General features: G+C 39.5%; 11 protein-coding genes and 3 pseudogenes. 4 read left to right on the top strand and 10 right to left on the bottom strand.

Annotation, left to right across the window (positions count from 1 at the left end):
* Positions 1-161: 161 nt before the first annotated feature.
* A pseudogene (locus FTV34_RS15015) lies at positions 162-455 on the top strand (IS5/IS1182 family transposase); the annotation flags it as partial.
* A 131-nt stretch (positions 456-586) separates the two neighbouring features.
* Here the strand turns inward: FTV34_RS15015 and FTV34_RS15010 are convergent.
* From FTV34_RS15010 to cadR, 7 genes are all read right to left on the bottom strand, one after another.
* On the bottom strand, positions 587-778 hold the full coding sequence (locus tag FTV34_RS15010; protein WP_004812236.1) for a hypothetical protein: 192 nt from the start codon (positions 776-778) through the stop codon (positions 587-589).
* A gap of 203 nt (positions 779-981) precedes the next feature.
* Complete coding sequence (locus tag FTV34_RS15005) at positions 982-1,881, bottom strand: cation diffusion facilitator family transporter (protein ID WP_004733183.1); 900 nt, start codon at positions 1,879-1,881, stop codon at positions 982-984.
* Between the two features lie 86 nt (positions 1,882-1,967).
* A complete protein-coding gene (locus FTV34_RS15000; RefSeq protein WP_004733184.1) occupies positions 1,968-5,126 on the bottom strand; it encodes an efflux RND transporter permease subunit in 3,159 nt (1,052 codons plus the stop codon).
* The gene (locus FTV34_RS14995; protein ID WP_005404759.1) at positions 5,116-6,366 is read right to left on the bottom strand and encodes an efflux RND transporter periplasmic adaptor subunit; all 1,251 of its coding nucleotides are present in this window, start codon (positions 6,364-6,366) and stop codon (positions 5,116-5,118) included. Before FTV34_RS14995 ends, FTV34_RS15000 begins: the two co-directional genes overlap by 11 nt.
* A 1-nt stretch (position 6,367) precedes the next feature.
* Positions 6,368-7,735 carry a TolC family protein gene (locus tag FTV34_RS14990; RefSeq protein ID WP_004281854.1) on the bottom strand — a complete coding sequence of 456 codons (1,368 nt, stop codon included), beginning with the start codon at positions 7,733-7,735 and terminating at the stop codon, positions 6,368-6,370.
* Positions 7,736-7,784: 49 nt separating this feature from the next.
* Positions 7,785-8,195, bottom strand: coding sequence for a hypothetical protein (locus tag FTV34_RS14985; protein WP_004733191.1), 411 nt, complete (start codon positions 8,193-8,195; stop codon positions 7,785-7,787).
* A gap of 142 nt (positions 8,196-8,337) precedes the next feature.
* Positions 8,338-8,730 (bottom strand): Cd(II)/Pb(II)-responsive transcriptional regulator, encoded by a 393-nt coding sequence (gene cadR, locus FTV34_RS14980; protein ID WP_004281856.1) that lies wholly within the window; start codon positions 8,728-8,730, stop codon positions 8,338-8,340.
* Positions 8,731-8,820: 90 nt separating this feature from the next.
* Here cadR and FTV34_RS14975 point away from each other — a divergent pair, with 90 nt between their 5' ends.
* From FTV34_RS14975 to FTV34_RS14965, 3 genes are read left to right on the top strand one after another with little or no spacing between them, the layout of a single operon-like run.
* Positions 8,821-10,101, top strand: a complete 1,281-nt coding sequence (locus FTV34_RS14975) for a cation transporter (RefSeq protein WP_010117221.1) — start codon at positions 8,821-8,823, stop codon at positions 10,099-10,101.
* An 11-nt stretch (positions 10,102-10,112) separates the two neighbouring features.
* Positions 10,113-10,373: a FeoA family protein gene (locus FTV34_RS14970; RefSeq protein WP_004281857.1), complete on the top strand. Its 261-nt coding sequence runs from the start codon at positions 10,113-10,115 to the stop codon at positions 10,371-10,373.
* Positions 10,363-12,192, top strand: a complete 1,830-nt coding sequence (locus tag FTV34_RS14965) for a ferrous iron transporter B (protein WP_180070709.1) — start codon at positions 10,363-10,365, stop codon at positions 12,190-12,192. The genes FTV34_RS14970 and FTV34_RS14965 overlap by 11 nt, the downstream gene beginning before the upstream one ends.
* Positions 12,193-12,314: 122 nt before the next feature.
* Here FTV34_RS14965 and FTV34_RS14960 read toward each other — a convergent pair whose 3' ends face one another.
* The 3 genes and pseudogenes from FTV34_RS14960 to FTV34_RS14950 form a co-directional block, all read right to left on the bottom strand.
* The gene (locus FTV34_RS14960; RefSeq protein WP_368856420.1) at positions 12,315-13,094 is read right to left on the bottom strand and encodes an arsenic resistance protein; all 780 of its coding nucleotides are present in this window, start codon (positions 13,092-13,094) and stop codon (positions 12,315-12,317) included.
* A 186-nt stretch (positions 13,095-13,280) separates the two neighbouring features.
* A pseudogene (locus tag FTV34_RS14955) lies at positions 13,281-13,670 on the bottom strand (recombinase family protein); the annotation flags it as partial.
* A 52-nt stretch (positions 13,671-13,722) separates the two neighbouring features.
* Positions 13,723-13,887: pseudogene (locus FTV34_RS14950) on the bottom strand (IS6 family transposase); the annotation flags it as partial.

Below are 13,887 nucleotides of genomic sequence, written 5' to 3'. Positions count from 1 at the left end.
CAATACCAGCGCACAGCCCAAAGAATGATTTCGCCCTGAAAATGCCGACCATGGAAAGGATTCATATGCTGCACCTTTAGCTAAAACAGTCTTCAGCTTACCATTCGTGGTTATTTGCAACAGTGCCCTTCAGCTTACCATTCGTGGTTATTTGCAACAGTGCCGTAATTCCACCCAGGAAGAATGCCAAGCCCTGGAAAGATTCTAAAATCAGTTCAATAGAACGAAATGAGTTACTTCAAACGGTTAAGCATTTAGGCAGAACCCTATGGAAAAAATGGTCGGGCTATCACCGTCGCAGTTTGGTGGAAACCAAGATGCATTGCATCAAATTATTAGGAGATAAGCTGACGGCAAGACATTTTCAAAGTCAGGTCAATGAAGTTCATGCGCGTGTGGCAGTTCTGAATAGATTTACGGAATTAGGTAGACCTCACACCCAAGTTGTCACTTAAATTTGAATGGATTGGGGAAAACTCAGCTTTTGAATGTTTATGCAACAAAGCCGGTTTTAGTTATAAACTTATTCATTCAGGAATTATATTGCTGAATGAATAAGTCTAATTGATTTATTTATGCAACCCAACTATTCATTTGATTCATTTGATTCATTTGATTCATTATTTTTAACTTGTTTTTGTTTAGAATTTTCAACTTTAGAAGCTTTTAAATTCTTTTCAAGAAATAACAAGCCGCCATCTGCATAACTAAAACTTGCGATACTAAAGAATGCACTAATTAACAGTAATTTAGTACAAAATTTATTTTTGAATAGCATGTTTATTTACTCTCATTTAATACTTGTTAGATATTCTAACTTTAAAGAATTAACACCCAGAGGACTCATAAATTACATTCTTGTAATTTTAAAATGTCTCAGGATGGTGTTTAAAGTGCGTGTGATAAATAGAAGTGTAATACAGGAAAATGGTAAGGTTTATCAGCCTAGTCATCTGTCCATTATGTAGAAAGAGCAGCACTTTAATGTTTATGCTGTTCCAATGTATTACATTCCTTACTTTCTATTTGTAACGTAATTTCAGTAATATTATGATTATGTTTTAGAACTTCTAAGGCCTTTTGATAGAGTTGATCTGTATTGCTATTCGGAGCAACCAAATGAGCAGTTAAATGAATATTTTTTGAGGATATAGCCCAGACTTTCAACTGATGAATCCCTTCAACGCCCTCTAGCTTCAATAAATCATTTCTTAACGACTCAATATCAATCTCATCAGGAACTCCTTCAAGCAGAATATTAATACTTTGTTTTAATAAAATCCAAGTTCGAGGTAAGACCCAGAAGCCAATTAACACAGCGATTACGGTATCAACCCACATCCACTGGGTAAAATAAATAACTATTCCTCCGATAATCACGCCTATCGATCCTAGAGCATCACTAAGAACTTCTAAATATGCACCTTTTATATTTAGACTTCCTTCAGCACTAGCAGAAAGGATTTTCATTGAAATCAAATTTACGACCAAACCAATGACCGCGACAATCATCATTTCAACACTTTGAATTTCAGCAGGGTTCGTAAAACGTTGATAAGCTTCATATACAATATATATTGCTACCACAAAAAGCATCACCGCATTAAACAGAGCCGCTAAAATTTCAAATCGCTGATAGCCAAAAGTTCTTTTATCATCTGCGGCTTTTTTACCAATTTTGATAGCGGCAAGAGCAATAGCTAAAGCGGCTACATCAGTAAACATATGAGCTGCATCAGATAACAAAGCCAAACTTTGGGTAATAAAAGCAGCGACAACTTCTACTATTAAAAAAGTAGTCGTTAAACCTAAGGCAACCATTAACTTCTTACTATTTTCTTCAGTAACAACCGCATGGCTATGATCATGATGTTCTGACATAAAATATTTTCCTTATTCTATTTATGATGAGCAGAGATATTGGATAACAGCCAATATCTCTGCTGTAAATCGACTAATCTATTGGATTAAGAAACTTTCTTTTCATTCATCCAGCGGTACAGTACGGGCAATAAAACCAATGTAAGCAGGGTAGAGGAGATAATTCCTCCAATAACCACTGTTGCTAAAGGTCTCTGTACTTCTGCCCCAGTTCCGGTTGCCAAAGCCATCGGGACAAACCCAAGGGACGCCACACAAGCGGTCATCAGCACAGGTCTAAGACGCAAAATTGCACCCTGCCACGTTGCATAATAAAGGTCATATTGTTGTCGCAACTCTTTGATAAAGGTGAGCATGACTAAGCCATTCAGTACAGCCACCCCCGATAGTGCAATGAAGCCAACCCCTGCTGACATGGATAATGGAATGTCACGCAACCACAACGCGATTAAGCCTCCACATAAGGCAAACGGTACACCACTAAAGACCAGTAAGCTTTCTTTGATATTATGGAATACAGCCATCAATAAAATAAAGATCGTCAACAATGCGAGCGGAACCACCAATTGCATACGCGCTTTTGCAGACATCAGATTTTGAAATTGACCGCCATAATCTATCCAATAACCGCTTGGTAATTCCTGTTTGGATAACGTGCTCTGAAGCTCTGTTACGAATGAGCCTAAATCACGTCCTTCTACATTTGCAGTAATAACCACTCGACGTTTACCATTTTCACGGCTGACCTGATTAATACCCAGGATATTTTCAACGCGTGCCACATCTTGCAGTTGGACTAAACCACCATTCGGCAATTGAATAGGAAGTACCGCTAACTGTTCAGGACTACGCTGGGATTCATCTAGACGGATGACAAAATCAAAACGCTTGTCTCCCTGTAAAATTGTTCCAACATTCTGGCCACCGACACTTGTAGCTACCAGATCCTGAATTGCTCTTACCGACAAGCCATATTGTGCAGCTCTGGACTTATCCACCTCTACATTCAACAAGGGTAAGCCACTGGTCTGTTCTACATTAACGGCTGTCGCGCCTGAAATTGAGTTAATTTTTTGAGAAATTTTATTCGCTTCGCGATTTAGAATCTCCATGTCATCACCAAATAATTTGACACCCACATCACTTCGCACCCCTGAAATTAACTCGTTAAAGCGCAGTTCAATGGGTTGCGAGAACTCACTGTTATTTCCCGGCAATGTCGCTAAGAAAGTAATCATTCTTTGGCGAAGCTCATCAATCGTTTGTTTTGGATCAGGCCATTCATCATGAGGTTTTAACAGTACCACGCCATCTGAAATGTTGGGTGGCATAACATCTGTGGCCACTTCTGCTGTACCGGTACGAGCAAAGATCGCTTTAATTTCAGGAAATTCTTTCAACAGTAACTTTTCAGTATTTTCCTGCATTCTCAGTGACTGTTCTAACCCTGTACTTGGGGAACGCATTTGCTGAACAGCAAAATCACCTTCACCCAGTTGAGGTGCAAACTCGCTACCTGTTTGAGTGGCTAGCACGCCCGTAAGCACTAAAATACAGGCAGCCACAATAGTCACAAATAAACGAAGCTCATAGGCTTTATCTAAAAGCAGTTCATATTTGGTTTTAAGCCAATGCATCCAGCGACTTTCGGTTTCCTTGACTTCTCCAGTGACAAATAGGGCAACTGCGGCTGGCACAAAAGTGACAGATAAAATCATGGCCCCAATTAAAGCCAGTACAACAGTCATTGCCATAGGATGGAAAAGTTTGGCTTCTACACCCGTCAGGGTAAAGATAGGTAGATAAACCACCAAAATAATTAACTGTCCAAAAATCAGAGGACGACGCGCCTGTTTTGCAGCCAAGAAGACTTCTTTAAATCTTTCAGAACGGCTAAGTAAACCACCTTTCAGCTTCTGAGCTTCTGCTAGCCGACGGATACAGTTTTCTACAATAACCACTGCACCATCAATAATAATACCGAAGTCCAGTGCCCCTAAACTCATCAGATTTGCACTAATCTTCTGCTCTGCCATTCCCGTCAAGGTAAACAGCATTGACAGTGGAATAACGCAAGCCGTGATCAGCGCAGCACGGAAATTACCTAGAAAGAGAAATAAAATAACAATGACGAGGATTGCACCCTCAATCAAATTTTTCTGAACGGTTTTGATCGCCCGATCAACCAAATGCGTACGGTCATACACAGTCTCAATCACCACACCTTTAGGTAGCGATTGCTGGATCGATTGCACCTTTTCATCAATGGCTTGAGCAACGGTACGGCTATTTTCTCCCATCATCATCATGGCAATACCCAATACAGTTTCTTCACCATTATAGGTTGCAGCCCCTGTTCTCAAGTCATGACCAATTGAGACATTGGCGACATCTGCCACCCGAATCGGATAGCCGTTTTTATTGGCAATACTGATGTTCTGGATATCTTCAATCGTGTTTAAAGTGCCGGGAACACGAACCGTTAGCTGTTGTCCATTTTTCTCAATATAGCCAGCACCACGGTTTTCATTATTCTCTGTTAAGGCAGTTTGTAAATCAGACAAAGGAATTTGCAATTGTTGCAATCGGTTCAGATCAGGGGCAACCACATAGGTTTTATTAAAGCCACCGATACTGTTGATCTCAGCAACGCCTTTTACGCGCTGTAATTGCGGTCTTACAATCCAATCCTGAATTTCACGTAAATCCATCGCCGAATAAGGGGTTCCATCCGGCTTTTTAGCATTTGGTTCGGCTTTAATCACCCATTGATAGATTTCACCTAAACCTGTCGAAATAGGCGACATGTTAGGTTGCACATCTTCAGGCATTTCTCCCATTGCTTCTTGCAAGCGCTGGTTGATAAGCTGTCTGGCCCAGTAAATATCCGTGCCATCTTCAAAAATGATGGTCACTTGCGATAAGCCGTAGCGTGAAATCGAACGGGTTTGTTCCATTTTCGGCATGCCTGACATGGCATTCTCGATTGGATATGTAATCCGCTGTTCCATTTCTAAAGCCGTAAAACCATTGGCTGAAGTGTTAATCTGCACCTGAGTATTGGTAATATCTGGTACAGCATCAATCGGTAACTTTTGATAACTATAAATACCAATAGCAATCCAAGCCGCAATAAACAGCATGACCCAGATTGCGTTATGGATAGAAAACTGGATCAGTCGATCAAACAGTCCTTCAGGTTTTACCGATTCGTGGTCTGGAATTTGAGGAGTTTCAGTGCTCATGTGAAGCCTCTCCTTTTTCCAGCTCGGATTTCAGTAAAAAACTGCCTTGAGCGGCATATTTTTGTCCCTGACTAAGCCCACTCACCACTTCAATCCATTGGCTCTCCCCAGATGATTGCCCTAATTTCACAGGTTGCGGACTGAATTCAACTTTTTGTCCATGCTGAGTGGCGACAAAAACCACATCTTTTCCATCGACATTCTGAACTGCGGACTTAAGTACCCGTAATGCGGTACTTTCACTCCGTTGTTGCAACTGTACGTTCACCATCAAGTTTGGACGTAATTCGGTTGCATTCGATTCAACTTTTGCTCGCACCTGAAGACGACCTGTTTGAATATCCGCTTCAGTATTTAAAGTCTGAATAACTGCCCTGTAGACCTTTTCCGTTTGCAAGGATTTAAATTCGATCTTTTGATTCGGGGCTAAGCCCATAATTTCAGAATTTGGAACAATAAACTCAAGCCAGAGTTGATCTAACCGGTCTATCGTAAAGAGTTGATCGGCTAACTGAACATTTTCCCCGAGAACCAAATCCTTTTTACTGATCACGCCAGAAATGGGAGCTTTCAAAATATAGCGTCCGTTACTGGCATTCACTGCACCAAATGCGCTTAAACGTGATTGGGCCGCTTGAACCTGAATTTGTGCCCGTTTATAACTGTTATAAGCCCGTTGATAGTCCTGTTTTGCTGAGATACCCTGTGACCACAATTGACGCTCACGCTCAAAGTCTTGTTTCGCCAGTTCCAGATTGGTTTGTTCAATTTTAAGATTGGCCTGCTGATCAACTAGATCAGGAACAAGCAATGTAGCCAAAGGCTGCCCTTTCTGAACTTTTTGGCCGAGTTCTACATAAACATTTTCTACATGACCGCTAAAACTCGGTGAGACATGCGCTTGCTGATCCGTATTCACATTCAGTTTGGCAGGATAAGAACTTAATTTAACCACCGGACCTTGATCGACCGCTGATAACTGTATGCCCTGTTCCACCAGTTGCTTGGCCGTCAGGCTCACGCCTTCTGCATGCTCTTCGGTTTCACCGCCATGTTCTTCACTTCCATGTTCCTCTGCGCCTTCTTCCTCTGCATGTTCATCTGATGTTTCAGATTTATTCTTACCCGACAAGATCAAGAAAATACTGAGGAGTACGGTTGCGCCGATGACAAAACCAATCAGTAGAGGTTGAGAGATTTTTCCGCTCTGTTTTTTTAAGCTGTTTTTAAGATCGAACATGTTAATTTCCCCCACCAATGACAGGCATGGCCTGTATGTCTTGCCATAAGTTTTGATTGATTTGTGCAATAGCATCTTTCGACATGACTTCACTTGGGCTAATGCCTAAGCTCAAACTTTCTGCTTCAATGGCCTTTTGCCAGCCATCCCGTAACAACTGGACTTTACGCAGACGGATGTCTTGTAATTGAAGCGTGGCTTGCTGAACATCGGTTAAAGCAAACTTGCCTGCCAAGAAACCTTGTAGCGTCTTACTTTGAACTTGAGTCGCCAAAGGAATTTGAGTCTCGTCAACGACTTTGAATTGCAGCTCTAAACCCTGCAACTCGGTTAAAATTGTGCCTATTTGCAGCGCATTTTGCTTCAGATAAAACTCTTTCTGACGCTCTAATAAGTTCATTTTTTCTTGCGCGATTTTTATGCCATTTTGCTGACGATCGAAAATATTAAGCGGTACACTGACTCCGACTACTAATTGATTTTGTGTGGAGTTTTCCAAGGATTGGGTGCGGTTGACACCTAGGTTTAAAGTGGGGTTAGGACGTGCCTTTGCCCTTAGTTGATCAACCGTTGCTTGAGACTCTAATACCAGTAAAGCTCGATATTTCTCAACGTAGTTTTCCGCTAAATATTCTTGAACCTGTTCATGAGTCGATTTTGGCCAGAGCTTTTGTGAAGAGAGGTTTACCTGCAATGACTTATCAGAGGTTCCCCATAAATTTGATAATTGTTGGGTGGCCACTTGTACCTGTAAGTCTGCCTGTCTAAAAAGACGGATATTTTCAGCATGGCTTAAACGTGCGCGATTTACATCTACTTGGGCAATACTGCCTGCATTAAAGCGCTTTTCGATTGCTTGAAGGTTTTCTTGGCTCACCCGAAGTTGTTCATTGACAATGTTTTTTTCAAGTTCAGCAATGGCCAGTTGTGACCATACATATTTCACTGCAAGCTCAATTTGTGCTTGATAAATCTTCTGTTTCAGCGCTGTTTTATCTGTAGAGAGACTGGCTAATTTTTGGTTTGCTCTTCGCTCACCAAAAATATCCAAGGGTTGTGATATGCCAATGGTAAGCTCTTTTTCATTATTTGAACCAAATCCCGTTTGTTCAACTGACAGTTCAGGATTTTTAAACAGCTTACTTTGCTGAAGATTCGTGGCATTAATGCTGTTTTGCGTTTCCCAGAAATTTTGGGACGCTTGATATTGGTTAACCTGCTCAATAGCTTGCTGCAGCGTTAAATCTTGAGTACTGGCGACTACGGAAGTACTGAAGCTGATCATTGCAGATAGCAAGATACCGCTACCTAAGGCTGACCAGGATAAATTCAGGATGGAGGTATCCTGATGTAATTTGTTTTTTGACATGAAAATGCCCCACGCATAATGAAATTAGGAGTGGTGGGCTTTTATAAGACTACCCCACCAATAGTAGGGGCAAATCGGGAGGCGGGGTTAATTGATCCAGATAAGGGGGTTTATAAAAAGTTATTCCCAAATAAGTTGGGGTAATGCCGGTCTCAAAATTAGCTTTAAGCTTCAGATCATCGGGTGGGTCAATCTGAATCACGATTGTATTTGAGAAATGACTGCACTTTTCGTTAAAACAAACCTTCTGACAATAGTCATAGATTTCTTTATAGTTTTCTAGGGAATAAAGTGCTTGACGAGGACTATCACTCTTTTCGTCTAAATCGATTGGATTAGAGAGTATTGAATTGGGTATGTTTGGCATTTCATGCAGACAAGCAGCCTCTGCCACACTCCAAATATTCTGGAATGTGAATAAGAGTACCAATATCTGGATTAGAAATGTTTTTCTCTTCATACACAAATCTGTATTTAAAACACCAATAAGAAGCTGTCCAGATCTATCAAAGATCTGATCACAGAATTTGAGTAACCTTAAACTTTTTGCAGCCTTAAGTAAAGATATACAGAATTTTTGAAAAAAGCATAGGTCTAGATAATCAAGCTAGATTTTTTAGAACTCCACATTGGTCAATTGTACATAAACCATCACAAGTACCTCTTAAATCAGATAATTGTTCAATAAGCTTTTGTTGCTTGATTATATTTTCTCTGATAGCACTGACATGTAAGTCAATTAATTCATTCACATCTGAACAATTTTTCTTGGGATTATCTTTATAGGTGAGTAATTGACGAATTTCATTCAAACTCATATTTAAAGTTCGGCAATTCAAAATAAACTTAATTCGCTCAACATAGCCTATATCGTAAAGGCGGTAATTTCCTTCCGTTCTTTCGGGTTCCGGAATTAAACCTTCCTTTTCATAAAACCTAATTGTTAATACTGAACATGAGGTTTTTTTAGAGAGTTCACCAATTTTTAAATGCATTGAGTTGGTATTTCCAAAAAATCTTGACTCTATAGTAACTATAGGGATTCTAATATTCAAAGTTTATAAATTTTTTTAATGGGTATAACTATGAGTGGCTGTGGATGTAGTAAAGAAACACCATGCGAAGATAAGAAATCTCAACAAGAAAATCATCCATCAATTGCAGAAGCAAGCAATTCAAAGAATTGTGATAATACGCCTAGCTGTTGTGGTGAAGAGGAAGAAGAAAAATCTTCATCTCCTTGCTGTAACACTTCAAACAGTTGTGAAGATACCGCTCAATCCTGTTGTGGTTCTGATCCCAAAGAAAATTTAAGCACTGAAGACGTTTTAAAAGATTCGCACTACATGAGTGAATACTTAGTTCCCAAAATGGATTGTTCTGCGGAAGAACAGATGGTTCGTATGGCGCTATCTTCAATTGATGGTGTTCAAAAACTCATCTTTGATTTACCTAACCGGTCTTTAAAGGTTCTACATAATCAAAAAGATGAAAATATAACTACCAAACTTGAAGCTTTGGGTTTTGGTGCAAAGCTTGTGAAGACTGAAACTTATATAAGCAATCAACAGGCTAAGCAAACAAGTACCTATACCATTCCTAAAATGGATTGCTCTGCTGAAGAGCAAATGGTCCGTATGGCTCTTGCAGATATTGAAGCAGTTAAAGGTCTTACTTTTGATCTTCCCAATCGAAAACTGAAAGTCTTCCATAATGAAGGGAGTCAGCAAATTACGGCCAAACTTGAAGGACTGGGTTTTGGGGCGAAACTTGATGAAACACAGCTTTCTTCAGGCGATATACCTAATGAACCTGATCCTGTGAGACAAGCTAAAGTACTTAAACTGTTATTAGGCATTAATGCTCTACTTTTCTTTATAGAATTCATCAGCGGAATTATTGCTGCGTCTACAGGATTGATTGCTGATTCTCTAGATATGTTTGCCGATGCAGCCGTTTATGGTATTGCGCTATATGCCGTCGGAAAAGCTGCGAAATATCAAGTGAAAGCAGCCCATTTCGCAGGTTGGATTCAGTTATTACTTGCTGTCATCGTGATTATTGATGTCATTAGACGATTCATGTTTGGAAGCGAGCCAGAATCAACGCTCATGATTGTTATTGGCCTGCTCGCACTTATAGCTAACGTGACATGCTTATATCTTATTTCTGGTCATCGAGAAGATGGCGCACATATGAAAGCCAGTTGGATTTTCTCGGCGAATGACGTTGTCGTAAATATGGGCGTTATATTTGCCGGTGTACTCGTGGCGTGGACGGGATCAGCTTACCCAGACTTAATCATTGGCATCCTGGTTTCTTTATTCGTGCTTAATGGTGCTCGAAAGATTTTGGCTTTGAAGTAAGAGTATCGAAAATGAATCTATTTCAAGTTAAACAAAATCAGATCGTCAAAATTAGAGATCTCAAAAAAGGTAATCAATACAGTCATACCACTGATCCCGTATTGGAACGGCTCCAACTATTAGGTTTTAGAGAGGGTGAAACTCTACAAGTACTCACTAAAGGTGTTTTTGGCGGAGATCCTGTTTTAGTTCAAATTGAAACTTCAAGATTCGCATTAAGAAAGAATGAAGCTGAAAGAATTTTTGTAGAGTTAGTATCCAATGAAGATTAAGAACATTGCATTAGTCGGTAATCCAAATTGCGGAAAAACCTCTTTATTTAATACGCTTACTGGTACGCGACAAAAAGTTGCCAACTATGCTGGGGTTACCGTAGAAAGAAAAGAAGGTTCTTTTAAATTACCTTCTGGTGATGCAATACGAGTATTGGACTTACCCGGAACTTACAGTTTAAAACCTAGTAGTTTAGATGAAGAAGTCACCAGGGCAGTTTGTTTGGGCGAGCTAAAAGGTGAAATTCTACCCGATATTTTTATATGCGTTGTAGATGCCACAAATTTAAGCTTACATTTGAGCTTGGTTCTCGAAGTTCGTGCTCTAAATCGCCCTATGATTCTTGTATTAAATATGATGGATGAGGTCAAAAAGCGTGGTATTTCCATTGATAAGGATAAACTGTCTCAACTGTTAGGTATCCCTGTAGTTGAAGCTGTCGCAGTTAAAACAAAAGGAATTCAAGATTTAATTAATCAATTAGATCAAAAAAATCTTTTTATTACTCCTTATCATTCTGAATTAAGTCATTTTGAACAGGTCAAACAAATCACCAAACAAGTTATTTTAAATAATGACAGTGGTGATAAAAGAACCGCATTTCTAGATAAAATTTTTCTACATCCTGTATTGGGTTTAGTAATCTTAACTTTAACCATGTTTGTGATGTTCCAGGCGGTATTTATATGGGCAACGCCTTTTATTGAATTCATTGAAAATTTTGTCGCATGGCTCAGTGATTTTATTGGACCACTAATCCAACATCCTCTATTAAAAAGCTTGGTTGTGGAGGGGGTAATTGCTGGTGCAGGTAGCGTGCTTGCATATATGCCTCAGATTTTGATTTTATTCTTCTTCATTTTAATGCTTGAAGAGTCAGGCTATTTACCCCGGGCAGCATTTCTTTTAGATAAATTAATGTCTAAAGCCGGGCTTAGCGGCCGTTCATTTATTCCTCTGCTATCCAGTTTTGCTTGTGCGATTCCCGGAATTATGGCAACCAGAAGTATCAGCTCTGAACGGGACCGATTAGCAACAATTATGATTGCACCCTTGATGACCTGTTCAGCAAGATTGCCAGTATATGCTTTATTGATCGCGGCATTTATTCCGAACCAATTAATCTACGGCTGGTTAAGTCTGCAAGGATTAGTCCTTTTTGGTCTTTATATGTCGGGAATAGTCTCAGCGTTATTAGTTTCAGTGTTTCTGAAATTGGTTCGAAAAGATAAAACTGAAAGTATTTTTATTTTTGAACTTCCCACATACCGAATTCCAGATATTAGAAATATTGCATTAGGCTTATATGATAGGGCAACTATTTTCTTAAAACGAGTTGGTGGCATTATCGTCGCACTGTCTATCTTGTTATGGGTGCTAGTCACGTTCCCTCAACCACCAGATAATGCAAGCATGCCGGCCATTAACTATAGTTTAGCTGGTCAGTTAGGACATTTAATTCATCCTATATTTGCGCCTATTGGGTTTACATGGGAAATATGTATTGCACTCATTCCTGCTATGGCAGCAAGGGAAGTTGTAATTGCTGCTCTTGGGGTGATTTATGCGATGTCAGGTGATGAAGATACAGTAACTCAAAGTCTGTTAAGTCAAATTTCAGGCCCGGATGGATGGGGGTTAGCCACAGGTTTATCATTATTGGTATGGTTTATTTTTGCTCCACATTGTCTTGCCACGTTAGCAACAATTAGACGAGAAACAGGTAGCTGGAAACAGCCTGTCGTTATGGCAACTTATTTGTTTGCATTAGCCTACATCTTTTCATTCATCACCTATCAAGTTGCGAGTAAGTTTTAATTAGCAAATGAATAAAAGAGGGGGGGGAGCTAGCTCCCCCCCCTTTATTAAATTACTCGATGTAAGCGTGGGCTTCTGAATACTTTTATCTAACTATAACAACTACTTAAATGTTTAAATCTCTAGGTTTTGAATAGTCGAGGTATCAGACGAATATAGATTGGTAAAAAGCATAGTTCAACGATAGTCTGAGTCAAGATTACAGCAGGAATTATGGGCATACTTCCCGGAATTGCAAAAGCTAATGGAAGAATAACAAATGAATTTCTATATGATGCTGAAAAGGACACAGCACTAGCAGAGCCAGATTCTAATCGAAAAATACGAGCAATTATCCAACCCACGAATGGAGCAATAATGGTAAAAGAAATATAAATTGGTAAAGCTTGAAGAGCTGCACTTTTTGCAAGCCCAATTTGAGGCATAACTGATGCTAGGACGATAAACAAAACTAGGGCTGTGGCAGGTACAGGAAATAAGTTTAGGCTTTCAGCCACTTTTTCTGCTTGTTCATTTCTATTCCCAATGAACTGAACTATAGCTGCCATTGCTAAGGGTGCAACAATGAACCATACAAACGCATGGACAAAAGGACCAATTTCAACAAGCTGAGCTACCTCTTCTCCGAGGAGTACACCAAGATAAATTGATAGTAAGATCATTTGGATAAGCAATAATACAGGTGTCATCGCAAGTAATAATCTTGCATTACCTTTCCCAACATGGGTGAAAGTAATCACATAATCAATACACGGTGCTAGTAGAACAAAAAGTACAGCTAAACGAATAAGTGGGTTTTCAGGTAAAAATTGTATTAGACCTGCCGTAATTAAAGGTAAGGCAATAAAGTTAGTAATAAGTAATGCAGAAATAAAACGTAAATTTTTTAATGCCTTGCCAATTTCTGCAATAGGTACTTGTAAAAAGTAGCAAATAACATTAATGCCAGTGCAGGGTTAATCAAACTTTCTAAAATCGTCGCTCCACTGATGGTTAATCCAAAAATAACTCCGATAAAGATGGTACAGAAGTAGATTTTGACTTGATTATCTTCAAGAAAATTTCGAATATTTTCCATTTTAATTGAGTTACTCACTTGCTTTTAAATAGCGGTATACCGCCTGGCGACTAATTCCAAATGCCTGGCCTAATGCCATTTTTGAAGGGTACTTTCCTTCCTTCCATTCTTGTCTTAAAGCTTCAGCCTGTTCAGGTTTCAATTTATGTACACGCCCTTTGTACTTTCCTTGAGCAGAGGCCAGTTTTATTCCTTCTTTTTGACGCTCTAAAATGATCTCACGTTCGAACTGTGCAAAAGCGCCCATCAATTGCAGCATCAAATTATCCATCGGGGTAGATTGAGCAGTGAAAGTAATATTTTCTTTTACGAACTGGATGGCAATTCCTCGTTTGACCAGTTTATCTACTTCAGTGACTAAATCTTTTAAGCTTCGAGCAAAACGATCCATGGAATGTACGGCACTGTTGCAAATAGAGATTTGAGTCGATGATGTTCCCTTTAAAAAGTACTTAGAGACCGAAAACCCTGTTGATTAGACACACTTCACCCTGAGGCTGACCATAATAAAATGACGATGCTTGTCCTTTACGTAGTGCACGCATGACTTCAATACCTTTAATTGTGGCATAAGCCGTCTTCATAGATTTGAATCCTAATGTGGCCCTGATGATCCG

Origin of the sequence: Acinetobacter sp. YH16038, from assembly GCF_013417275.1 — a bacterium.
Lineage (GTDB): Bacteria > Pseudomonadota > Gammaproteobacteria > Pseudomonadales > Moraxellaceae > Acinetobacter.
The sequence above is the reverse complement of the archived record's forward strand: the minus strand, read 5'-3'. Positions and strand labels throughout refer to the sequence as shown.